The sequence below is a fragment of the Winogradskyella sp. SYSU M77433 genome, from assembly GCF_029911945.1.
In the GTDB taxonomy this organism is placed as follows: domain Bacteria; phylum Bacteroidota; class Bacteroidia; order Flavobacteriales; family Flavobacteriaceae; genus Winogradskyella.
Genome location: NZ_JARYTG010000001.1, coordinates 278,559 through 305,486, shown reverse-complemented (window position 1 = coordinate 305,486; position 26,928 = coordinate 278,559). Strand labels below are relative to the sequence as shown.

Here is a 26,928-nt window from a genome sequence, read left to right as displayed (position 1 = left end):
AGAAAAACAAATAACAGAAAGAACATGCCAGAAAACAGCACACCAGTATTAGCCAGAAGGTTTTATCCAACGCTATCGAGCATCGTAAACCAGGATGAAATCCCTGATGCTTTAGGATTTATAAAGGATGGTATTGCATTTCTTTTCGATAAGATACATTTTAAGGATTTACAGTATTCTAAAAGCCCTAGAGGTGATGCAGCCTTTTATAGCCTTTCTATAGTTACCAAAGACCGAGTGGATATTGAGATTCCTGGCACAGGTGTGTTCTTAGTATTAAACCCAGATATTAGCACGGCAAATCCAGACAATACTATATCTGCTTTTCCCATTACCATAGAGTATGAGTGGCGTATCTTGGCTTACCTGCGCTCATTTAATTTAGACCAGTTCGATTTTTCACCCAAAGCTTTTTTTGAAACTGCATTACGTGTCTTAAGCATTTCCCAAGAACAGGCCATAGCCAACTTTATCAATACGTTTACCGAACCCGTAGGTGGTAATTCTAGCCTACAGCAGTTTGTTAACGACATGCACGCTTTCAATACAGATGCTGGTATAGATACAAACATAGATGACAATACCACCTTAACTGATGTAGTAAGGGATATATATGTTAAAACCCAAGATTATGCAACTTTAACAGCATTTGGGGCTTACATACTAAACAACAACCTTGAAGAAACAAAGGAAAAACTTAAGGTGTATTTTCAATCGTTACTACCACAGGATATAGAAGAATACATCAAAGATATCCTTATCCCGAAATTTAGAGCCACATTATTGCTAACAGCAGCTATTGAGTTTCCAAGAAATATGCTAAAACCAGTATATCCAGAAGGCCATCCCAATGCTTTAGAGGTTATACCTGAAGATCCAGGAGATGAATTCCCAGATAACGTGATGTTAAGTTTTGGCGAGGCTTTATTTTACGCAGATACTGAAAAGGGGTTTGGTTACAATATGGATATTGTACTTAATACCAACACACCTGCACAAATAGGCAATACAGGGTTGATTATAGATATCCATAATCTAAAGATAGACCTTAGTACAGAAGAAAATATTGTAGAGGCCAATTTAGATAATCGCCCTCCAGAATTTATGGGTGTTTATATGGAAAGAACAGATGTGTTTTTACCTAAAAAGTGGTTTAAAAAGGATACTGGGCAGACTTTGGCTATTACGGGTGAACGTTTATTGATTGGTACAGGCGGTATGTCTGGTTCAATTGCGCTTAGAGCAACTTATGCAAAAGATGAAGCAGGCCAAGTTACCGATTATTTTTCGGAATATTTTGAATTTAATTATCCTATAACTGTTCTTTCTAATGGTTCTCCTGAAATTATTAATGATGGTGAATTATTGCCGCATATAAACGCTTTAGAAAGTCCTTATGACTTAAGATTTAAGTTTCCATTAAGTATTACTTCTAATACTAATGGCTCTGTTTATAACTTTGAATCTGAATCAGATTATTATAGTTTTATAAACGCAATAGACGTTAATCGTTTTATGTGGTTTAAACTGGGTAAGAATCCAGATAAAGCATGGAAAATAGGTTTTGATCGTTTTGATCTAGTTTTTCATCATGGAGAAGTTATTGAATCTAATTTACATGCTCAATTGGTAATACCAAAACTTCGTAGAGTTAACGGGGAAACCAATGAGAATGGTGAAACTATTATTGATTTAACTGGACATTGGAATAATGAAGATAACTTTAATTTAACAGCTGCATTCCTTCCTACAGGCTTAGATTTTACATTGTTCAATTTTGTAACAATAAATATGTTAAGTGCAGAGGTTGGTCGTCAAGATGATAATTTCTACATAGGTACATCATGTGAGATTTGGTTTCAAAATGACATAATGAATAAAATTCTTGATGGTCAGAAAATAGTAATACCAAATTTTAGAATTTATGATAATGGGAACATGGAAATTGTTGGTGGTACAGGTTTTATCCCAACAAATATTTCATTAAACCTTGGTCCAGTAGAAATTGCAGTAACAGGAATCCATTTTGGGTCACATCAGAGAGAGCATAATGGAATTATGCGTAAATATAATTATTGGGGTTTTGATGGTGCAATTAGTTTAGATCCCTTAGGTGTTGATGCTCGTGGTGAGGGAATAAAATATTATTATACAGTAGACAATGAAGAAGTAGCTGTAGAACATGGTGGTAATCCAGAGGATTATGAACACTCATACTTACATATAAAGACAATTGAAGTCGATTTAATCATACCTGGTAATGCTGATCCAAGTAATGCGACAGCCATAATTCATGGAATGTTATCTATCCCTGAGCCCGGAGAGTCCCCAGAATATATAGGGGAAGTTAGTGTTCGTTTACCAAAGGCAAAAATCGGTGGAGGTGCAGCTATGCGCTTACAGCCTAGACATCCAGCATTTTTAATTGAGGCAGGAATAGAAATCCCAGTGCCTATACCTCTTGCGGCTACAGGTGTAGGGTTCTACGGTTTTGGAGGGTTGTTGGGCTATAAGTATGTGGCTGAAAAAGCTGCAGTCAACTTATCTCAAGAAGATAGATGGTATGATTATTTTGTTTACCCTCAACGAGGCGTAAACCTTATGAAGTTCTCTGGACCAGAGAGAAACCACGATATTCCGTTCTCTGTAGGTGCTGGCACCGTATTAGGTACAATGTTTGATGATGGATTTACGTTCTCTACAAGGTTAATGGCTATCCTGTCTTTACCTTCAGTATTTATTTTAGATGGTAGGGCGAATATATTAGGCGAGCGAATTGCTATGCTAGATAATAGTGAACCTCCATTTTTTGCAGGTGTAGCTTTTGGTGATTCTTCTCTGGAGTTTTGGTTTGGTGCAGATTACCAGTTGCCAAACAATGGATTTATCATAGATTTATTTGCAGAGGTTCAAGCAGGTTTCTTTTTTAATAATCCTTCAGCGTGGTATTTGAATTTTGGAACTAAAGAGAATCCTATATCTGCTCGATTCTTAACTATCCTTACGGCCCAATCGTTCTTAATGCTTTCTTCTCAAGGTATTGAAGCAGGTGCACGTGTAGAATTAGATTTGAAGAAAAACTTTTTTGGAATAAAAGTTGAATTGAATGCCTATGTAGAGGCAGGTGGTTTTATAAGTTTTGAGAGACCACAATTAGGAGGCTATGTGGCTATGGGAGGAATGATTAGGGTATCCTTCTGGAAAGTTGCTGGGTTTAAAATTAAATTAGACGCCATACTTTCTGCAGAAGCTGCAGAACCATTCCTTCTCTATGCAGAACTTCGAATTAGAATATGTATAAAGCTTATTTTTAGAATTTGCTCCCCAAGAGTTACGTTAAAATTAAAATGGGGTGGTGATGATCAGCCAAACAGAGACGCTATTGCCCCACTTCCTAATGCAGGTAGTCATCATATAGATAGAACTGAGCAATCAGTAAAAGGTATCCATATGCTTACAGGAGAAGTATTTGATATTAATTTCTTAACTGTTGTACAAAATGGTGACGAAATTAATGTAGATCCAGACTCTATAACGGAGATTATTCCTGTAGATACCTTTATAGATTTCAAAGCTATGAAGGGATTGATACCAGGAGAAGTTTCAGGCCTCATAGGTGGTTATAATAATCCGCCATCGAACTATGTTGACTTAATTCCACCAAAGAAAGTGGTTAAAGGAGGTCGTGAACTTCGTCAAGTAAAACATAAATATAGTATTGAACATATTGAAATTAACGCATTAGATAAGGACGGTAACTGGAAACCTTATCACCCTTTTCAGGCCGTTGTAAAGCCAGAAGATGGTACAGTTGATTTTACAGATTTACCATTTGGTTACTGGCAGAAGTCAAGCAAGCAATATAATGCTGTAAGATTATTGGCTACAAACCCTTTCTCGTATCTTACTGCTGGGGAACCAGGTTGGTTAATTCCAGAACAGATGGGTATTGGTCCTTCGGATTTATTCTGTGAAGGGGAGCAAAGAGACATAAATTGTATGGATTTTCAAGTTTCTCCGAGTTTAGGTGCAACTTACTATCCACCAACGCAATTTGAATTCCACGATATTAATGGCGTGTTTTTTAATCTTGTCGGATTTTATTTTGAAACTATAGAAGAAGGGGAACCAGTTACTATTAGTGGTGATAATTTTAGAATATCTGATGCTTCAAACTCACATGGTTATACGAGATCGTTAGAGTTTGATAATTATAATGCTTTAGAAATTCTTCTTCCAGAACCTTCTACTCAAGTAGATTTGCTTTTGAATACTCATGCTCAAGGTGTAAATATTATATATTATAGAACACTTCTAAATAATTTCAATTCCAGCGCTGAATATGAGCAGATCACTTCAGTTTATAAAACGGCAAATGAACTACAGAATGTAGTTTCTTATACTAATGAGGAAGAGTTCATAAGCAAAATAATTATTTCACCTAATACACCAAATTCAGATCAGATTGATCTAATACAATCTCAAATTGCTGCTTTATATGCTGAAGCATACTCTAATGCCTCTGGACAAGATGCTGTTATTCTAAGTGCAAACGAAGAAGCACAAATTAATTCTTGGGAGGCACAGTTAGCTGAATTAAAAGGTGAAGCATGTACTTTACCAGTTAGGTCTTATTATTTTGTTAATCAATATAATGAGAATGTCTCAAAGACAACAATTAATATCCCAGACTTATTTAAGTATGAATCAAACTATTTCTCAATCGGTAATTTAGACAAGACTGGTGAAGGTGCTATGGTAAGTCGATTTATAAATAAATTTGATGAGCAAGGTAATATTATAGAATCATTTGAAACCTTAAATCAATGCATTACGATTAAAGGTGATACTTTATTTAAAACAGATGAAGTGTGGATAGATTACAAGTTTGTAGAAAATGAAGAAAGAGCCTTTGATTTACGAGCAACAAAATTTAATAACAATTTAGATGTTATTTGGAATAAGGATGTTCTGTATAATATTGAAATTTCGGACCCAAAAAATCCACCTTCAAACTACATTAAAGCCTTAAATTCTAGATATACGATTTTTAGTATTGTTAATACAAAAAATATATCATTAAATCTTACTTTATTGGATAAAGAGGGTAATAAAATTCACTTTGTTTCAACAAGTGAAGTTCCTATAGACCTCCTTACATCAATTATTAAAATTAGCCCATATAATAAACAAGAGGGCGCATCTATCTTGATAGAAACCAAGGGGGAATATTTCTTGTTAGATTTTATGATTGAATCTGATAAAATAGTATTGAACGAAGTACAAAAACTTGATGCATCAAGTGTCTATGATATAGAAAATATATCCGAAGATCTTCTGCTTATCTCATCCTTAATCGATGAAAAATTTTGTATAACTATTAATAAACGAACTGATGGGTTTGTTTTAGATCATATTCTAACACAAACATCAAATGAACCTCAATTTACAAACCTGAAGTTTATATCGAAATATGAAAAAGATGGTGTTGTCTATGTTAGAAATAGCAAATATGTATTTAAGATTCAATTATCAGAAAAAGAAGATTTCAATATCCTAGAAGCTTGGAGAGTAGCAGATCAAAGAAATGAAATAAAATTTATAAGATACGATCTTAACGAAGATCACTTTGTAGTTTATTCAGCTTTAATAGAAGGAGTTAATGATACCTATACGGGTATAGTAAAATATGATTTTAATACATGTATTTTCATTCCTTATAGTGTAGCTAATGGTTTTGAAAGTTTAGAGCTAAAATCAAGCATTATTGAAGCAGCAACTAGAGATGAAGAAGTTGAACAGATTGAGTTGGATAAGAGTCAAACTAGTGCTTCAATTATATTAGAGGAAATATGCCCTGTTACTTTTGATGATATAACACCGCAGAAATGTTATACATCTCTACAGCGTATTTGTTGGATGACTTTAGAAAATTTTGAATACAATTCAGCAATTCCAGGACAAGCTGCAATAGTCGAAGACCAGAAGTTTATGGTAGAGGCCGTTGAAAAAGTCGTACAACCTATATGGAGACCAAATACCAAATATTTTATCAAATTTACATTAAAAGATGAAGTTGATAATGGTGAAAGTCAGGAAGGTATTTTCGATTATTATTACGGTTTCAAAACTGTTGGTCCTGTTGGTCATTTCCAACATCACCCAGAAGTAGACTATCTTCCTCAGGATGCAAATCCAGATCAGTATCCTATAACTTCACTGAGACAGTATATAGATTACAACCGATCTTATCCTAATGCGGATGGTAGTTTGTTACAGGCAAAACCAATATTTTACGGTAATGAGCAATGTAAAATTAGTCTATTTTTTGACAAGCAGTGGGCGTATCATATGCTCAATAGTTGGTCTGAATACCAAGATATGAATGAGCTATCAGGCGCATTGCATATTGCAATAAAAGATCCTGTTACAGATGTCATTATCCCTTACCCATTACCAGCAGACTTTGATGAATCTGTACCTGAACCAACAAACGAGGTTTGGGAAAGTGATACTGACCCGAGCATTCCAACAGGGATTTTATTATTAAATAACTTAATAAATCACATTAATACTAATAGTTCACATATAAGTTGTGAGCTCACCATAGGTGACCCGCTTTCGCCAGCTGGCTACACTTACAATGTAACGCTATCCAATCTAAAACCTCAAAAATTGTATACTGCACTTTTTTACAACGCATTCGAAGTAAATAGTGATAATGTTTTAGACAGTAAGGAGATTCACCAATATGTTTTCCAAACTTCGCGTTATCGTAATTTTGAAGAGCAGGTTAATAGTTATATACTTATAGATGAGGAAAGCGAAGAAACTCGTCCTGCTATTTTTGAATTGCCAATTAATGTTACAGCTGATGAGGTAACAACCGCTTATAACATTGTTGCAGGGATAAGTGATTTAGAAAGTGATGCTTTGGAAAGTGATTATCAGCACCTTTTCGATAGAGTTATTCAAGGGGTTTGGGGAATAACACCAATGGATCCTGCGGTTTCTACTGAATTTAATATTATCAAAAATAACGGTCAAGTAATTGGGATTTTAATAAGGAACCCTGAACCATTTAATATTCCAAAGATTCCGTTAGATGTCATAGCAGACACTATAAGTGTAGTAGATGATATTAATGACTATAGTGTACTTCACTCAAAAGACTATTCTCAAGCACTTATCATGCATTCTGATGGGTTTATCTCAGCTACGAATATTTCAATAGAGTTCTTGTATAAGACATGGAACGGTAATAGTAGACAGTATGAATTATCAGATACAGTAATTGTTCAAGAATTAGAAATTCAATAAAATTATTAAGAAAGAATGGCATTTTTAAATCAATATAATCACTCAGGTTCAAATGTTTACCAAACGGTAGAAGTAGATGATAGTATATTTGTATTAGGTTATGATTACAGTTATAACGAAACTCCAAAGTATCGCTTATACATCTCAAAAATTGATAGCTTAGGTAATTTAGTATGGCACAAAAGGGTTGTTTTTCCAGACACAGTCATAGGTGGATCACTAATTCATAAGCTTCATTTTTCAGACATAAAGAAAGTAGATGCTAACGGTGATTTAATAGTCTTGGCCAGAGATCTTAACAATGTTTTATTGATTAAGCTATCTTCCCAAGGCGATTTAATATGGGTAAAAAAGGTTTATGATAAATCAGATACGGCTTTAGTTTATAGTTACTTGAGTTTTCAAGTAAGATTACACCACATAAACCAAGATGAAATAGTAATTGTTATAAGTGATATCCATTCTTACAATGGGGGCGTAAAAAAAATAGATTATAAGTTTATTAAAATAGGAATTGCATCAGGAAATATTATTCTTTCTAAAATATTACCAACGCAAAGTCCTTACATAGTAATAAGAGATCAAATAGTTTACAAAGATACTATCATTTTAGTAGGTGGAAGCGGAGTCGTGTTTAAAATAGATCAAAATTTAAATATTGATAAATCTTATTCTATTGTGATTGATGGTAATCCAGGAGGATACCATAGTTTTCATTTTTATCATGCTAGTGAGTATAATCCAAATGTTGGAAATTTTGCATTGTTGGGTGCTTATGCCTCTTCTAATGGATTCAAGATGTTATTGGCAGATTTAGATCCTGATAACCTTAATAGTATAAACACATTATATGCTTGCGATGAAAATTTCCATCAGAGCTATGGTAATATAGAAAGGAAGAATAGTGGATATCAATTCTGTAAGAAGGGAATACTACATCAGTTAGATAGCAGCAGAAATCTTGAGTGGTCTAAAGAAATAAGAGTTTCATCCATCAACAGACAGGTTATTCCAGTAGATTACGATTCAGATAATTATATCTATTCTCAATATTCTAAAACAGATCCCAATGGCTACTACATCATCGGTCAGACAGAACAAGATTTTGAAACCTGTGAAACAGTTGGTTTAGAGGAATCACTTAATTTTGAATCAATAAGAGTAAGTGTTAATCAGCTTGATTTACAGACAAATGATTATAATATTTCCCAGTATGCTGACCCCAATATAAGCGTATTTGCCCTTGATCTAATACAACATATTGATATATGTAAGGATTCTTCTGATATAAAGCCTGATTTAAATCAGAGTTCAATACATGCTAATCCAACCTGTATACTACCAAATGGTCAAATGCAGTCTATTGTGTCTGTTAATCTTTGTGATACTAATGGTAACCCAATGACATCTGGTGGTGAGAATCTCGCCATTTCATCAAGTCATGGGCAATTAACTTCGGTTACCGATCATAATAATGGAACCTATTCTGCAGTTTTAACAGGAACTGTAAATGGGGAAGTTGCGAATTTAAACTTTAGTATTGATGGAACTCAGGCGCCAGATTCGGTGAATGTTACAATATCCGATTCTTGTGTTAACAATAGTCCGAGTATTAGATTTAGCCTAATTAGTGTTAGGCCTTCTTGTGTTGCGCCTAGCTCTTCACCCAGTAGTTATATTCTAATTCAGATATATGATAATGCAGGTAATCCTGTTGTAACAGGCGGCCATAATATTCAGGTATTTACGAACTTAGGTCAAATTGTCAATATTCAGGATAATAGTGATGGAACCTATTCTGCGGAATTTTTCAGTACAGTAGAAGGTATTGCAACATTAAGTTTTTCAATTAATGATGTAATGGCAATTCAAACTGCTAATATCACTATATCCAATAGTTGTGGTAAAGAAGATCCTAATGCAAACTTAAGTATAATAAGTGCAAATTCTATGTGTATTGTTCCTTCAAAGGGGGAAGAGTTTTCAGTTGTTACTGTTCAGCTATTTGATGGCAATGGCAATCCTATACAATCGGGTGGTCAGACCGTAGTGATCCAGACAAGTTTAGGTACACTGTCAAATGTTAATGATTTAGGTGATGGAACTTATACAGCAAACTTGAGTAGTACAATCGGTGGAACAGCTTTCTTAACTTTTTCGGTTAATGGGGTTCAAAGTCAAAATTTTGTATTGGTTACAATTTCAAAAAAATGTGGTATTTCTTCATCTGTACCAAATGTAGATAATAGTACAATACATGCTGAAGCCAATTGCGTTAGACCAGGAAATCAGACGTTAATCACAGTATCTTTAAATGATGAAGGTGGAAACCCTATTCTTGTAGGTGGTGATCAAGTTGTTATTGAAAGTAGTATAGGAACTCTTACCAATGTTGTAGACAATAATGATGGAACCTATACAGCTTATTTCAGTAGTAATCAAGTTGGACTTGCAAACATATCATTCTCTGTTAATGGATTGTATAGTGATAATTCCGTTAACATATTAGTGTCTAGACGATGTGGTACTACTAAGCCGGATATTAATTACAGTACAATCAACGCATCTATATCCTGTCTACCTCCTGACGGAATAGCACAAAGTACTATAACAGTACAATTATATGATCTAAGCGGAAATCCAATATTAATTGGTGGGCAAAGTGTTATAATACATACAGATTTTGGTACTCTATCACCAACTAACGATAATGGTGATGGTACCTATACAGCATTATTATCCAATGCGTCTGAAGGTGAAGCAACTCTGACATTTTTAGTTGATAATACTCTAAGTCCTAACTTATCAACAGTCACTTTTTCAAAAGACTGTGAAGGTACTGGTACAGATTTAGATATAAATTCAAGTACTATTATAGCAATTCCTAGTATCATTTTAAGTGATGGGGCAGATACTTCTATTGTCAGTGTTCAATTAGTGGATACCAGTGGAAACTATATAATAACCAATGATTATTTGGTAGAAATTCTTACAGATTTTGGATCTATTACTCCAACTGTTTTTGACCCTGTTAATGGACAATATAAAGCAGAATTAACAGGTAGCTCAAATGGGTTAGCAACTTTAAGTTTTACGGTCGATAGTTTAACAGCTCCTGCGCAAGATACTGTAACTATAACATCCGATTCAGGTGGTAGTGAAGTAGACCTAAATGTTAGTACAATAATTGCTACACCGAATAATATTGAGGCTAATGGGACTTCTTCGTCCTTGATAACGGTCACGTTATTGGATAGCGATGGAGCACCAGTAACAACGACTCTTCCTGTGGAGGTTGTCTTTGCGAATGGTACAACTTATGTAGCTACTCTCAACCAAAACGGCGGTAGTGCCAATATATATACGGCTAATTTAGTTTCTTCAACTACAGAGGAAAATGTTATTGTCAGTTTTACTGTTGGAGGCCAAGAAGCCATTGGTAATACAGCAGCGGTAAATATTCACAAAGAAGGTAGGGAAATACCTATAAGGGAAAATACATCTATACAATCTCCTAATTTCTATATGCAAGCAGCAGGGTCTTTAGGGCTAGAGAGTACAATGGGAATACATTTACGCTGGTTGTTTAGAGGTGCATTAGGGGAAAAGCATCTACCTAAAGGTAACCATGCTCAGACATTAAATAATTTTAATAGACCTAATGATTTTGTTAAAATTTTTAGGGCACCTTATGTAAAAGAACAAATTACTTTAAATCTCTTTAGTAATCCTGATTTGGTAGATAATGATAATGCACTTTGGATTTATAGACCTGATGGTCGAGATTTTTATGTGTACTTTAAGAACTCTAGTAAGTATAATACAGTTCTAGCTACCATAAACCCAATGACAAATCCTCAAGGATTTATAGAGGCTTACGGTTCTGAACTTATAGAAATTGAAAATAAAACTGCGTTATTTTTTGCCGTTGAAATGGCAGTTGATAATTATTCGGGTACTAGTTCTCTAGAATTGGAATGTCTATATGTTACTCAAAACAGTTTTATAGCATCAAAAATAGTAGGTGCTAGAAAAACCTATTCTGATTCTGAATTAAATAATATTAGGCTTTTATGTGAAAATGGTAGAAGTATAAGATACAAATCCTATAATTCTACTGTAAGTACCATTAATTTTGAACTTTATGAAGATTTTATAGGAAAAGCAAACGATGCACAAAGTTGGGAGTTTAAAGGTGAATATGCTTTAACATTAGATAATGGAACAGCATTCAATGGACTTGAGCCTGTAGCTGGTTCTGTGCATGGACATTGGCAGCGCTACAATGATGATGCCTATGTTAATGTCTTAAATTATCAAGATAAATGGGGAGGCACCGTAGATTCAGGTGATAGAAACATTAAGCAAATAGTAGAACAGTTCATAGAACTTAGTGATCTGGATGCAAATAATCCTACAGCAATTGAAGCCGTACCTGTAGATGATTATGAATCTATGGATATATCCAATTTAACTATGCTGAATATAGCTGCTTATGATTATCATATTGCACGTATGCTTGGGTTAGGTGTATTGGACATGGATACTCAAGCAGTTAGTGGTAATCAATATATCTATATTGCTGAGTACTATACTGAGGCTGATCTAGAAGATGGCTTGGGTGCTAGAGAAGTACAACATTTATCAATGAGTTTGCCTACAGGTACTGCTGATGAACGTTTGCCTTTACCAGCTGATTTAAGTGAATTTCAACCAGGCGTCTTTTTGGGTGATGATACCGATTCACCAGAAAATTTAACAGCAGAAGATGGATATACCCACGATGGAAGATATCGTTTTGTTACATTATTCTGCCAAGATATTATGGAAGATGAAATTGATTCAGATTTTTATAATATTTCAGAACAATATAATCGTTCTGAATTTACATTCCCTTTATATGCTGGGCTTGAATATAGAAAAAATAATGAATCTGTTTGGCAAGTACCTGAATTGTCTCATGATACTGAATATTACAATACAGTTCCGTCTGGTGAGGTAGCATATTTTGAGACCCTTCCTATCGTTTTTCCAGATCCTAATTATCCATTATACGTCCACAAGCAAAAAGTTAGCGGTACACATTATTATAATGCTTATGGAATAAACTGGTTTTCTAGAGCTGTATCTGGAGATACAATATTAACTATAGAAACAGATTTACGTCCAATTAATCCTCTTGTGCCACCAACTAATAATAAGGCGTTTCTTATTCGTAAGGAAAATATTTTAATGCTTACAACTGCAGAAGAGCAGGCTAGATTAATGGCTGTAGCACCCAATGAAATATTGGTAAGGTTAACATGGAACTATCATTCTGCCCATGAGCTTATTAACTATAATATTGAACCAGATATAAATATATCGAATAGTCAACTAATTAACGATCCAAATAATTCACAAGCACTATTTCCTGACAATGAAGAAATTTTTGCAAATGAGATAGATATATTCTTTAGAAATCAGGTGCCTAACCAGATTACAGGTCAGGCAGTAACTATAGATGATCATCCAAGTAATCCGTTATTGTCTATTATAACCTCTCAAGATTACATGCTTGCAAGTACAGGTCAAGTCTTAGCACCGGAAATTTCTTCAGGAACTGAAGACAACTATATAGGTGGGGTTTTTGTAATTAACAATGAACAATACATAATTCATGATATTGATAACTCTGGGGAATGGCCAATATTTTCAGTTTATAAAAAGGAAATCAGTAACTCCATAGTTTATGAAGTTTCACCTGTGGTAGATGTTGACAACCTTCAACCCCCTCAATTAGTTGGTGATGCGCTTTTCATGGTTATTGAAAATATGCAAAATAACGCCAGTTGGCAACAAGTAGGTGTAAATAATCCACATAGTTTTAAGGTTAAGGTTAATGAGTTGGATGATATTCATAGAGAAGTGATTCAGTTTATAAATACCGATGGACAGATAGAGCGTAAAGTAGAAAAGACAAGAGGTATTTGGAGCGAGGCAGTTATAGAAGAAGTTATGGAGCCAACAGACATAGATGCTGATGGGAACATCATAGCCACGGCTCATTTAGGGCAGTATAAATTTACTTTAGACATAGGCCTAAATCAACATTCTCAATACAACGCGTCTGGAGATTCCGTGGAGTGGTATAAAGGTATTATTAGGGTACGAACAGTATCAAATAATTCGATTATTGGTGGTGTTCTAGAAAAAACACGCAAGGTTTTACAGGTTAGTAAAATAGAGAATATTGGTGGTCAAAATGTTATTGTTTATGCTAAAGACCCAACATTCTCAACTGAGTCAAGTTATGATGCGGTACTCACAGGCAGTGAAATAGAAGTCAACTTTTATCCTAGTTATAAGGTTTATTTGTACGAAAATATAACACACGGATTAACGGAAGATATTATTTTACCTGAAGAAGGGGAAGGTGTAAGAAATTCAATATTTGGATTTAGGAGTGTGTCTACAGATCAACTTGATGTTTCAGGTGACCCCTACCGTTCTAAAATTAGTGTTCCCGCACTGATGTTTGCTCATGAGATAATTGAACCACAACAACCAAACATTGAACTTCCTGAAGGCTTTATCTATGCTACTATGCCAGATTTCTTTGGGCGTTCTACTTTTTCATTTAATGCTAGTTATATACATAAACCACATGGCTTATTATTTTATCGAAGTAATGATGAATCTCTTTTAAATGCCTTATACACAAAGAGTACAGTCTTGGAGATCAAGGAAGCTTTAAAACCGATTAGTGGTGTAGAACATTTTATTGTCGATAGATGGAGAAATTTCTTAGACTTCGAAAATTTGGATACAGCTGGTAATTTCGAAACATATGAAGGCTATACATTTCCTAACCCAGATAAAAAAGCCTTATTTGATTGGGCAAATGAAATTATTACTCAATTAAACAACAGTATAGAACCACCATCACCAGTATTGGAGTTGTTTAATACGGATCCTGAGGACCCTAATAATGATTTAGGTGATTTTGCGGCTGGTGATTCTAGAATTTTTCCTTATGTAAAAGGGGCTATTCTCAATGCTTTTGTCTCCTTAACTGAGGTTCCAATTGTATACGAATATATAAATGAACTAGATCCATTAACAGGAGAAGTATATCAACCTAAAGCAAAGCCTCAAAACATTAGGGATACCAATGGAAATATTTTATTACCTACAGACGAATCCTTTGATATGGCACCTATGATGCGTGTTACAGGGAATGATCCTCATGCCACACTTTATACAGACTTTAATTTAGACGGTACGTCAGATAATTTGTACTTCTATGCAGTAAGAGAAATGGGATCAACAATGAAACTAGGTGATTTTAGTCCATTTTTGGGACCGGTCAAGCTAGTTAATACAAATGCTCCAGAGGCACCAGAAGTTAAGCGTATAATGCCTGTTTTGGAAAATACGGTTCTTGGAATACCTCCGTCAATTCAACTAGAGGTCAATGCTTACCCTAAAGTTCAGAAAATTAAAAAAATAAATATTTACAGGGCATTTAGCAGGTTGGATGCACAATCTATACGTACTATGGATCTTGTAAAAACTATTGATCTGGAAGTAGAAGAAATCATTGATAACGCTATCTGGAAAGTTCATGATACATTTGATGATTTACAGGAAGTACCCTATGGTGATGCCTTGTTTTATAGAGTTACAGTAGCTAGGAAAGTTGAGTATACCGACAAAGATGATAATATTGTAACTGAGTACGCACCTTCCAAAGCTTCTAAATTAGTAGCAACTTTGATGGTTGAGGTTAAAAACCCTCTAGCACCTATTGCGGATTATTATTCCGAACCTATAACTCTAGAAGGTGTTCTGGGAGAGGTCACCCTTCATTGGAATAAGACATGCTATATGGGCAAGTATCATATTTATAAAATGAATATTCAGGGGAATTGGGTAAAAATATATGAAGTAAAAACCAATAATGAAGATATATATGTACCGTTGCATCTTACAGACTTAAATTCTGCAGATCTCGTGGTATTAAATGAAGATGGTGATCCGTTATATCATCATTTTAAGGTTATTGCGGAAAATACATCTGGTATGTTCAGTACAGAAGAGAATATTTTAACAATATATACGGAAGATGAATGGCAGGATCTTGGTGGTATATCCTCGGATGGTACAGATGGAATGATTATAGGAGGGACTTTTATTATAAGAGAAAATTTAGATTAATAAAAATAAATAATATTATGGCAGAGAAAAACAGAACTGACCTTAAAGCCTATTTTGAGGAAGGAGATAGACCTACTGAAAGTCAATTTGAAGATCTAATAGATAGTTTTGTAAATAGACTTGATGATGATTTCGTTGCAACTTTACCAGATGGTAATGAGTCACAAAAAGGGATTGTACAACAGGCATCAGAATCCGAAGTAGGTTTGGGAGTTAACAATTCTAAATATGTAACTCCTTTAGGAGCAAAAACGGCAGCTCAGACTTTTGCACCTGTTCAAAGCGTCAATGGTCAAACAGGGACGATAACAATAGCTTCTAGCAAGGCTAATTGGCTTTATTTTGGTGGCAGATTTTATATGAATACAAATAATCGATGGGTAGGTGTTAGTATCGATTATGGTCAAGAAGCTGAAAATAAGAATCAGAATCATGGAACAGGTACTACTCCTTCTGTAGTATGGAATTCTTTAGGAATTGGTTTTTTACCACAAAACACCATTCTACACAGCTTAGAACTTGTGGGGCGGGTCAATAACGCTGAGGTAACAGGTATTGAAGTACAACTTTCTTGTCAAGGAAATAATTTGGACGAAGGTATTGGATATGACTCTATAGCGGAAGCTCTAAATGAAGTAATATTACCACCAACAAGTTTAGGTAATAATGCACCAAGTTTTCAAGATATGCAACGTCATATATTACCTCTAGGAGATTTTGTTTTAGATAGGGATCGTATAATTGAGTTTTGTTGTCGACCAGTAGGAACAATTACAGCAACTCGAATGTGGATTATGCAAGGATATCTTCATTTTACTTTACCTTAGTACTTTAATTTAAAAATTATGAAGTATTACTTAATTACCGCATTTTTGTTGATCTCTATTGATTTATTCTCCCAAGATTGGAATCTTGCGAATAAAATTGCGGCATCAGATCGTGCAGAAATGGACCAGTTTGGTTGGTCCGTTGCTATAGATGGTGACTATGCTGCTGTATGCGCTGTGGGAAATGACACTGACGAAAATAATATGAACCCATTACCTTCTGAATCACCAGGTGCTGTTTTTATTTTTGAAAAAAACACCTCTGGCGATTGGACTCAAACACAAAAAATTGTTGCTTCCGATAGAATGACAGGAAGCACACATTGGTTCGGAAATTCTCTATCTATATCTGGAAGTACAATGGTCGTTGGTACTTATGAATCTGAAAAAGTTTTTGTCTTTGATAGAGGTAGTGACGGTATTTGGCAAGAGACACAAATATTAACTTCTCCTAATACCACATCAAGTGATTCTTTTGGAGAAGAGGTTGCTATATCTGGTGATTATATAATTATCGCAGCAGAAACAGATCGCCTTGGACCAAATATGCCATCACAAGGTACAGCCTATATTTTTGAGCGTAATTCATCAGGCACTTGGATTGAAAAACAACTCATTTATGCTGCTGATACTGGAAGCTCTTTAGATTTTTTTGGTTCCTCTGTTGGAATTTCAGGTAATTATGCGATCGTAGGTGCAAAACAGGAAGACGAGGATGAAAATGGTTTAAATTTTGTAGATAATGCGGGTTCTGCCTACATTTTTGAAAGAAATTCAGTAGGTAATTGGGTTCAGGTTCAAAAAATTGTTGAGAGCACCAATAGAGAGGATAGTGATTTGTTCGGGTTTAGAGTGGACATTGATAACAATCGTATCGTCGTTAGTACATTTTCAGAAAATACGGATGAAAACAGCGAAAATTATGGGTACAATACAGGTGCAGCGTTTGTTTATGAAAGAGATAGTGGTGGTAATTGGAACTTTGTACAAAAATTAGTTTCCTCACAAAGGGCTTCAAGTACAAACTTTGGTTACCATGCATCAATTTCAGGTGATTTTATTTCTGTTAGTGCTTATACTGAAGATGGTGGAGCAGGTGTGGGATATATATTCGGGAGGGACAGCAATAATTTTTGGTCAGAACAACAACAGCTAATAGCACCTGTAAGATTTCAGGATGATTATGTGGGTTACTCTACTGCTATTTCTGGTGGATCTGTGGTATATGGTGCGTTAGGTGAAGATGAAGATAGTAATGAGACAAATTTTATTAATTTTGCTGGCTCTGCCTATATTTTTGAATATAGCGGAAACTTATCCGTTGATGATATAGATTGGAATAATAGTTTGAGCTTATATCCAAACCCTGTTTCAGATGTTGTAAATTTTATATCAAAGGATAGAATAGTAGATGAGGTGAAACTGTTTTCTTCACAAGGGCAACTCATTAAAACTCTGAAATCAGAAAATATTGAATCTTTAGATATTAGTCATTTATCTAATGGTGTATATCTCATCCAGACAAAAAGCGGACAAGACACATCTACATTTAAAATAATTAAAAAATAGGATTATGCTAGTTCTTTTAGATAATGGTCATGGTGGTCTAATAAATGGAAAATATGAGACACCAGGTAAGCGAAAGGATTGGGGCGATAAGGGAATTATTTACGAAGGTGAATTCAATAGAGCTATTGTAGGTGGAATCATAGAACAACTCACTTATCTAAAAATCCCCTACGTTAATATAGCTCCTGAATACTGGGATGTTCGTTTAGAAACTCGTGTTAAACGCGCTAATAAATATCCGCCAAATAGCTGTTTTTATTTAAGCGTACATAGCAATGCAGGTGGAGGTGAAGGCAGCGAGATGTTTACTTCACCTGGTGATACAAAGAGTGATGGGATTGCTACTATTTTTGGTGAGGAATACAAATCAGAATTTCCTAATAGAAAATTAAGGACAGATTTTTCTGATGGTGATCTGGATAAGGAGCAACGCTTTTATGTGCTGACTAAAACAAGTATGCCAGCTGTATTAACTGAAAACTTCTTTATGGATAATTACGATGAATTCAGTACAATCTTAAATACTAGAGAAGGACGACAAAAAATAGTAGATTATCATATTAAAGCTATAATTAGAACAAAAAAGGAAATATTTAATAATTAAAATATCTAAAATTATAATTATGAAGCCGATAAAAATTACAATTACTAGTTTACTTATAAGCAGTTTTTTATTTTTTTCATGTAATAGTCTGAAAACAGCTGTATATGACCAATATTCTTACCAAAAAACAGTAGAGATAAAAGTTGAAGCTTCGAACTTAATTGATAAGGCAACAACGCCATATGAAGACAACCTTCAAGAAGTAGGTGAGTTAGGTTTGGAAATTCAAAAAATTATTGAGTACGAAAAGAATAAACCAAATAATGAAATTACTTATGCCATGTGGCAAGTATTAGCAGATAAGGATAAAAATTTACTAGTTGGTTTTTTTAAGCGTTGGAAAGAAAAGGGGCAACTTAACTCATTTTTTGTAGAGGAAGCTAAAGTTCAAATCATGCAGGCAATGGATTTGTTGTTAGAGTATGAAATAAAAAAAGATAAGGAAACGGAAGATAAATTATTACAATTAATTACTCAATAACTATGGATTTTGAAGCATTATTAAAGGAACTAAAATCGGCATTGACACAACTCTTCGGTGAGAAATGGTCAGATTTAAAAGGGGAATCTAAAAAAGATATAGAACAGTTTTTAAATGATAGTAAGGACAAATTAAAACGTTGGACTGAACTATTAGTTAATGGTGATATTGATCTTGACGATTATGAATGGCTTATAAAGAGCCAAAAAGATTTAATGTTAATGCAGGCGCTTCATAGTGCTGGAGTTCATAAAATAAGTTTAGGGCATTTTAAGAATAAAGTTGTTAATACTATAATAGATGTAGTTAAAGCAGTAGTTCTTTAAAAAATATGCAAAAGGATAGAACGGTATATAATTGTCATACGCATACGTTTACAATTGATCATGTACCAAATTTATTTGGTAAGAAACTCGTTCCTTTAGCCTACCAGATTGTGACCATGAAATTGGTCAAATGGTATTATCTTAACTTAACTGATAGAAGTTCAAAATATCGGAAATGGAAACAGCGATGGAATAAGGTTAAATATTTTGTTGTCGATGTTCTAAAATTTACTGTAATTGGGTACTGGGTATTCAGTATTCTTTTCTTTGTTCTAAAATGGGCTTTTAAAATTGTCTCTAATTTTTTAGCAATAAGTAATTTTTTCGGACCTCAAAGTAAGGCTGCTTATAGACGCTTTGTTAATTTGGGGCGTTATGCATCCTACAGCAAGCAAGGTCAATCAAAAGTTTTTGACCTTCTTGAAAAAACTTATGACAAAAACACAAAATTTGTAGTTCTTCCAATGGACATGGATTATATGGGTGCGGGAAAACCTATAGCAAATTATCAAAATCAAATAGATGAACTAATTAAAGTAGCTAAAAACAACAAAAACAGCTTATTACCATTTATTTTTTTAGATCCGAGAAGAATTAAGGAAACATGTGATTTGAAGGGGATTAATTGTTATGAAAATTATGTAACGAGAAACCTATCGAAAAGAGTTTTTTATGGGATAAAAATGTATCCAGCATTAGGTTATTATCCCTTTGATAAAAATCTAATAGAGACCTATAAATTTGCTCAAGAATTCAATATACCTATCATAACTCATTGTATAGAAGGCACAGTTTTTTACCGAGGTAGAAAAGAAAAAGAATGGGATACTCATCCAATATTAAAATATACTAAAAAAAGAGGAGAAGATCCCGTGTTTATCCCTTTGCCACAGAAGAAGAATTTTGATTTCACAACTAATTTTACGCACCCTCTTAATTATCATTGCTTACTAAATAAGGACTTACTATCGGAGTACTTAGGAAAAGAAACTGATCTGAGCAAGCTAAAAATTTGTTTAGCACATTTTGGTGGTACTAAAGAATGGAACAGATATTCTGAGGATAATTGGAACAACTATAATAACAATATATCTCATCTTTCAAAAAACGAATACTTAAATAGAAAAATAAAGACTACACTTAATCACGGTAGTTCAAGAACCATATGGTGGAATGCCAGTTGGTTGTCTATTATTTACGATCTAATGATACTTTATGAAGGTGTATATGCTGATATAAGTTTTATTATTTTTAATCAGGAACTTTTTCCTCTGTTAAAATTTTTGCTTGAAGATGAAAAAGTCAGTAATAAAATTCTTTTTGGTACTGATTATTATGTAGTAGCTCAAAAGAATTCAGAAAAAGCATTGTATCAGAACTTACGTAGTTATATAGGTGAAGATTTGTTTTTTAAGATAGCAAATGAAAACCCTAAGCATTTTTTAAAGTCTCAAATCTATATACCATAAAGATGTATAAATTTTTAAAAATACTTAGTAAGTAATTTACTTAACTAAAGGGCTAGTTAAGCACTTTATGTAATCTCTTAAATCTTCGAGAGATATATGGACATTGTCGTGATAGTTCTCATTGATCCTTCTAAAGGACTCATCATCAAAGGTCTCAAGTTCGTTCAGGACATATTCCTGCCATAAGGGTAATAGTGAAATATATATATTGAGGTTGATATTTAAGTGTATGGGAGCAACATGATAGCCCAATATCTTCCTAAAGAAAATAAATGTGTGGTCGTATACCAACTTATTACTAGGTAGTGGTTTGCCGATTTCCTCAAGGAACATTTGAAACTTAATAATTTCGACCTCCAACTTATGTCTCTCTTTTCTAGTCATTATCAAACTTTACTTAAAACCTACACAAATATAATCCGTGGTTTTATAATAAAGCATATACTTTAACCGAATTCCCACCAGAAAAATTTTATATAATATCTATATTAGATTGTGAGGTATTGAATCACATGATAATTATCTTTAAGGTTTAAATCCGAAATATTGTAATCTTTCAATTATAATTTTTACGTCAATACTTTTTTCAGATCTTCTTTCCACTCCGAAAATCCATCAATTGATTTATTATAGTTGTGGAAAACCCTTCTGAATCCGTCCTCGGTCTTGCTAATATACTTCAACTTACCATCTGCTCTTACAGTTTTGATTATCTCATTTATCTTACCCAAGTAATCTTGTATAACCCCGACACTCTTTTCTGTACTCCAAACATAAGTAGCCTCTTTTGTATTCAATGTTTCCCATATGAAATGATATCTATTATCACCTTCTATCAGGAAAACGAATGAGAAAGGTTTGTTAATAAACCTTAACTTCATCAGTTCATGTGTATGTTTACTTGAGAGATACCTCAAATGATCATAATGCTTCGTGTTGGATATCTTGAGTAAGTCTTCGATCAGCTCTTCATGATCTTCATATAAAGCCTTTAGTTCTAGGTCACCATTTGAAAACGTTTCGAAGTATTCTTCTGTTGTGAAGAGGTTGTTTTCTTGTTCCGCTCTCGAACTATTTTTAATAGTTGATTTTACAAATCTCAGTTTTACTTCTTCAATAAGTTCCTCATCAATTCTTTCAATTTCTTCGGATTGAGCAAACGAGGAAACCACTTGATGGTTCTCAATATCTACTTTTACAGTGACTCTTACTTTCTTGGTGTTTAGAACGTTTTCAAAATAGTTTTTTACGGCATCGTACTGCTCCAAAATAGCATCATTTTCAACAATGAACTTAATACTGTCTTGGTACTCTTGAAACTTTTGTTCAAATGATACAAATCCGTTTTTAAAAGCAAGGTCTTTTATAGGAAAATAAAAAGACCTATTGATCTGATAATTTAGAGTGCTTATTTTGACATCTTCTTTTATCGAGTGGAAATCTTGGGTTTTCTGGACGGCTTGTCGTCTAATATTTCTTCGGTTTGAATATTTTCCTTTACTTAAAAGGGTGCTAAGAAGTCCAAGGGTGTCTATATTTTTGAAAGAAACGCTTTGCAACTGGTTTAGTTTTTTGGTTAATTTTTCTTGGGAACTATCAAACTCTGATTTTCCATAATTGTATGAAATCACCTCACAAAAAAACCGACGTTCCTGCTTGAAATGCTTCAATACCCTAATGATCCAATAAGCATCTGACTGAAAGTTAGTCACTTGTTGCTTTAGTGTCTGGTTTTCAATATTGATCGCCTTGTCTTCCGTCAAGTAGGCTTGAGCGTTTTTGAATAGTATTTTAAGTTTAAGACCTTCCATTTTTGTCGATATCTATTTATTTAAAGAACCAATTGCCATTAAAAATAATATTTTCTTAGAACCCAATTTGACCAGCATATCATTTATTTTTTTTACATAAAATATACACATGAGCATTAGTCAATAAGTATATATTTTTATAGTTAAAGGAAAAGGTTCGTATATAAAATTTAAGAAAATACTAAATAGAAAAGGGAAGCCTAGGCTTTGTTTGTCAGCTTCTCTTTTTCTTTTTATGTAGGTTTAATTATAAACCCTAATCCTATTCTCGATCATATAAGGTTTATTATTGATAAACCTTTCGCATTCATGTGAATTAAAATTTACAAGTTATTCTTCAAAAATGTTAATCAGTCCTTCGATATCTATAACCTTGCAAATAATAATTAGCTTGCTTTACAATGCATGTACCAAACAGAAGAGGTAAAAGCTATTGAACTTATTAAAATCCGATGACATTATGGATTATAGCCGTATAGGTTCAAGTCCCGCCTTCAGTACTAGCCTTTGCGAGTTTTCTTGCAAAGGCTTTTTTTATTCAGGTACAACATAGGTACAACAAATTTATATAAAACACCTTTAAGTTATCTATTAAATAAGCTTAAACCACTAGTGGGCGTCAGTCTCATTAAACTTGTAAAATATCTTCAAGAAAATTGGTGGTTTGTTATATTTTCACAGAGAGTACACCATAATGATATTTAAATCCGTGAAGCTTTTTATCTTCTGTTTTTGGATAAAAGAAATTCCATTGATCCTCCTTCAAGCTTTCTAATATCTGTTCGATTTCATTAAGTTTTTCGGTTTCAAGTATGTCACCCTCTCTTAGCTTTCGTGTTAATTGCTGAAACCATTGTAATTTTAAACCTTCTGAGTTACTTATTTCCGTAATTTTGGAAAATGTAATTTCTTTTTCATCAGAGCTTAAATTATTCTCAATAATTTTTTCAAATAAATGAAAGGCTTGAATTTGATTTTGCATCTCCAAGTCAAAAAATTCGTTTAAGAAGTTTTTGTGCTCTAAAAGTTTAAAAATATCTCCGTCTGAATTCGAATAGCATAAGTATTGGTAGTTACTTGCAAGCTTCGTTGCTAAAAAATTACCTTCATTATAGTCTAAGTGGTAGTCAATAATCACTTGGAAAATTTTGGTGGTTTCATGCATGCAGAACGATGACCTACCTACAGAATTTATAACTGTATCAAGAAGCTTATCCTTATTAGAACAATTGTTATAAGCCTCCTTCCACAATTTTACGAAAAAGTCTACTTCGTCACTTGGTATACCGTTGATAAAATGTAATAAAAATAATTTGACACAGTCGTAGTACCTATAAGGTAAGTTTTCTTGAACTATGAAGTACAAAATATTCCTTACCCAATTACTAGAACCCGAAACACCAAGTTCTTCAAAAGCGCTGTCTTTTCCCAAATAAACTGTAATGATTTTATCTATAAGTTCTTGGTCAATCTCTTCCAAAAAGATTTTTGGGTTTTGGTTAATTGTCTTTTGATTTCCAAAAATAGTTTCTATAATTTCTTTTGGTGGGACTATTTGGTTATTCAAAACCATAGCTTGAAGCCATAATTTATCAGACCTACTATCAGATAAAGCACTACAAACTATACCTTTTTCCTCTTTTGTTAAATTTTCCCATACTCCAAAAGTCCACACCATATTGTAACCTACAAAATAGGTCGGTAAGTTTTGGTCAAAAAACTTTTTAAATAATCCATTTCTTAGAGAGGGTTCCTCTTTGGTTGAGACTATAAAAAACTCAATCAAATGCATTTCAAAGTGATTAAGTATTCTCAATTTGGAAATCTCTTTGAGCCTTTGTAACATTTGTTTAGTTATCTGTTGCCCTTGATTTGGATATATCATATCCTTAGCTTTATTCATAGTCCCAGAAAAACGTGCGTAATGAAAATATTCAACATCTTTAGGAAACGTTTTTAAAAACTGAACAAAAAGTCTGGCCCAAATTCTCCAATGCCATTTATGCACATTTTTAGGAATGTCTCTCCAGCTAATACTATCGCTAGCATAATCTGTATTGAAATTGGTCATCAAATTACTAGCCCGAATACAAAATATTTTATTGGTTTTAAAAAAATACTCAAATCGTTCACTTAGATCTTTGTTTATAGCCTTGCTGTTATTGTGTAAACCTTGAAAAAATCCTTTTAAGGCAAAAAAGAGTACACTAGGATGCTCATCTGTTAGAATTTTATCTTTGAGTTGGGAATAAGCGTCAGAATTAAAATTTAAGAAGTAGAGATAGGCAGTAATGTTTCTTATAAACACTTCACTACTCTTAAAAGCATATTCCAAAAAGTTAATATTTGGAACCATACCATAATTTTGGGTAGTCAATAGGCCACTCCATATATCACTAATTGATAAATTACTATTTGCTCTCAGTTTTGATAATATGCTTTGATAAGCATCCTTAGAAATAAATTCTAAATCATTAAAAAAGTCGCCATAACTGAAGCGATAAGGTTTATCATTATGAAACGTGATTTTATATTCTTCAGATGTACTTTGAAGTTTAAAAACTAGTGAAGGCCTCATGTGTTCCATTAATGTATTATCATAAATGCTCATTAAAAACTGTGCGCAACTATCTGAGACTTTTGGATAAATACTATTAACATGAACTTCATTAACAATTTCAATGATTGTGCTTTGTTGCTCGGTAAAATTTTTGAAAACAGCATCAATATTGTTTGCACAAATGAAAGCTGATTCTTCATTTAAACAAGTTAAAAGATTGCTAATTTCAGATATTAATCTTCTTTTTTTTCCACGGGACAAATGGGTAAGTAACTTCTTGCCGATTTCTTGATAATGAGGATGTGTGAAAACATATTGGTCATCCATAAAATCTATAACGCCACTTTGTTCCAAAGTATCTAATGCTAATTCTATATCTGAAATGTCGTCGCCAGAAGGGTCATATTCTGGTAGCAAAAACTCTTTCGTTTGATAAAAAGAATATGTCTCTAGATCTTCACTTTTTTTCTCTAAAGAAAGTTTTTGTTTTTGATTATTGAAAATGTAATCAAAGTCATTGATAGATAATCCGTATTTGGTATTTGCGCCCAATCCAAGTAATGCGAGTATCTTCCAAGCGAGGTCATTTTTTGCCAGTAAATGGTTACAAGTATCATCAATATCAACTTGAGCCATTTTATACAAATCCACTTTGAGGAATTTTTTTGATGACAACTGTTTTTGCTTAGAGAGGTAATACAATTGTCCTGGTTGAATTTCATTTCCCTCAATAATCAGTTGCCTTATAGCGCTTTCATTTTCAGGTAAAATATCTGAATCAACTATTAGCTGCTCCCAGATGTCTAATAAAAACTTCTGGTCCTCCACTGTTAAATCAAGCCATTGGTATCCATTTAAAGAAGAGTCGCTCAAATTGGTTTGATTGAAAATAGAAAGAACGATTTCCTTTTTTGAAGTCACTATTAGAAGATTTTCTTCGGGTAAAGTCTCAAGCAAATCTTTTACTAATTTCAGCTCAGAGAGTTTTTCATCACCAAAGGTGTGGCCAAAAGGGTCTTCTAAGATACAGATACGTCTTTTGCCTTCAGACTCAAGAAATGAGGACGCATCACGCGTGTTCAAAACGCGTTTATATAAATAATCTTGGTTATAAAAATCTAAAGCAATCCTGAATGCAGTTTGCGATTTACCACAAAATGATATTCCGGTTAAGAGCAGAACTTTTTCTTTTTTTAGAGTAGCTATAAGCTCTTGTTCTATATTCCTTTCAACATAGCCTTGTGTCAACTGTGGTTTATAAGGCCCATCCAAACTCTCTATTTTTGAGTAAAATGCTTTGGTTTCATTAATAAATTCTTGGATGCTATCAATTGATACCTCTAGATTCTGTCCTCTATTTTTTTTGATATGGTTATATTTCCATTGAAGTAACCTTTCTTTTTTGAACTTACTTTCATTTAATGGATTATCAATAACCTGATGGTGTTTATCACAAAGCAAAATTAAATTATCATAAGACCGTCTTTGGTCATTGGTCATTTTTTCATTAAACCGAGGTCCATTTTTGTTTGCGGCTTCTATATGACATATTTTTCCAATGACAGTAATGTTATCTTCTGCAATCAAGAAATTACTGCAATTTGGTTCAGCACATTGGTTGTGCGACTCAACAAATAGCCTTTTTATTTCTGAAATCTTATAATCTCTAGGTCCGATATTTGAGGTTTTTTTGCTCAAAAAAGTGGTTTTGGTATTTCACAAATTTAGTTCTAATAAATCAAAAAAATTAAAAATAACCTCT

At 33.5% G+C, this 26,928-nt stretch carries 10 protein-coding genes; 8 read left to right on the top strand and 2 right to left on the bottom strand.

Going from position 1 to position 26,928, the window contains the following annotated elements:
• Positions 1–24: 24 nt before the first annotated feature.
• From QGM60_RS01270 to QGM60_RS01235, 8 genes are read left to right on the top strand one after another with little or no spacing between them, the layout of a single operon-like run.
• Entirely contained in the window at positions 25–7,320 is a 7,296-nt protein-coding gene (locus tag QGM60_RS01270; RefSeq protein WP_281138416.1) for a hypothetical protein, read from the top strand.
• A gap of 15 nt (positions 7,321–7,335) precedes the next feature.
• Entirely contained in the window at positions 7,336–15,519 is an 8,184-nt protein-coding gene (locus QGM60_RS01265; RefSeq protein WP_281138415.1) for an Ig-like domain-containing protein, read from the top strand.
• A 17-nt stretch (positions 15,520–15,536) separates the two neighbouring features.
• Entirely contained in the window at positions 15,537–16,346 is an 810-nt protein-coding gene (locus tag QGM60_RS01260) for a hypothetical protein (protein WP_281138413.1), read from the top strand.
• 18 nt (positions 16,347–16,364) lie between these two features.
• Complete coding sequence (locus QGM60_RS01255) at positions 16,365–17,915, top strand: T9SS type A sorting domain-containing protein (protein WP_281138411.1); 1,551 nt, start codon at positions 16,365–16,367, stop codon at positions 17,913–17,915.
• Between the two features lie 4 nt (positions 17,916–17,919).
• Entirely contained in the window at positions 17,920–18,519 is a 600-nt protein-coding gene (locus QGM60_RS01250; protein ID WP_281138410.1) for an N-acetylmuramoyl-L-alanine amidase, read from the top strand.
• A 19-nt stretch (positions 18,520–18,538) separates the two neighbouring features.
• Positions 18,539–19,000, top strand: a complete 462-nt coding sequence (locus QGM60_RS01245; protein ID WP_281138409.1) for a hypothetical protein — start codon at positions 18,539–18,541, stop codon at positions 18,998–19,000.
• Positions 19,001–19,002: 2 nt separating this feature from the next.
• Positions 19,003–19,326 (top strand): hypothetical protein, encoded by a 324-nt coding sequence (locus tag QGM60_RS01240; RefSeq protein WP_281138408.1) that lies wholly within the window; start codon positions 19,003–19,005, stop codon positions 19,324–19,326.
• 5 nt (positions 19,327–19,331) lie between these two features.
• Positions 19,332–20,795: a hypothetical protein gene (locus tag QGM60_RS01235; RefSeq protein WP_281138404.1), complete on the top strand. Its 1,464-nt coding sequence runs from the start codon at positions 19,332–19,334 to the stop codon at positions 20,793–20,795.
• Between the two features lie 569 nt (positions 20,796–21,364).
• On the opposite strand, the gene QGM60_RS01230 is transcribed toward QGM60_RS01235, so the two are convergent.
• Complete coding sequence (locus QGM60_RS01230; protein ID WP_281138403.1) at positions 21,365–22,558, bottom strand: hypothetical protein; 1,194 nt, start codon at positions 22,556–22,558, stop codon at positions 21,365–21,367.
• A gap of 715 nt (positions 22,559–23,273) precedes the next feature.
• Positions 23,274–26,864 (bottom strand): hypothetical protein, encoded by a 3,591-nt coding sequence (locus tag QGM60_RS01225; RefSeq protein WP_281138402.1) that lies wholly within the window; start codon positions 26,862–26,864, stop codon positions 23,274–23,276.
• Between the last annotated feature and the right edge of the window lie 64 nt (positions 26,865–26,928).

Bases quoted from the DNA above. Each gene is read 5' to 3' on its own strand.
- QGM60_RS01265 (WP_281138415.1), top strand. From the start codon at position 7,336: ATGGCATTTTTAAATCAATATAATCACTCAGGTTCAAATGTTTACCAA.
- QGM60_RS01235 (WP_281138404.1), top strand. From the start codon at position 19,332: ATGCAAAAGGATAGAACGGTATATAATTGTCATACGCATACGTTTACA.
- QGM60_RS01270 (WP_281138416.1), top strand. From the start codon at position 25: ATGCCAGAAAACAGCACACCAGTATTAGCCAGAAGGTTTTATCCAACG.
- QGM60_RS01245 (WP_281138409.1), top strand. From the start codon at position 18,539: ATGAAGCCGATAAAAATTACAATTACTAGTTTACTTATAAGCAGTTTT.
- QGM60_RS01255 (WP_281138411.1), top strand. From the start codon at position 16,365: ATGAAGTATTACTTAATTACCGCATTTTTGTTGATCTCTATTGATTTA.
- QGM60_RS01250 (WP_281138410.1), top strand. From the start codon at position 17,920: ATGCTAGTTCTTTTAGATAATGGTCATGGTGGTCTAATAAATGGAAAA.
- QGM60_RS01240 (WP_281138408.1), top strand. From the start codon at position 19,003: ATGGATTTTGAAGCATTATTAAAGGAACTAAAATCGGCATTGACACAA.
- QGM60_RS01260 (WP_281138413.1), top strand. From the start codon at position 15,537: ATGGCAGAGAAAAACAGAACTGACCTTAAAGCCTATTTTGAGGAAGGA.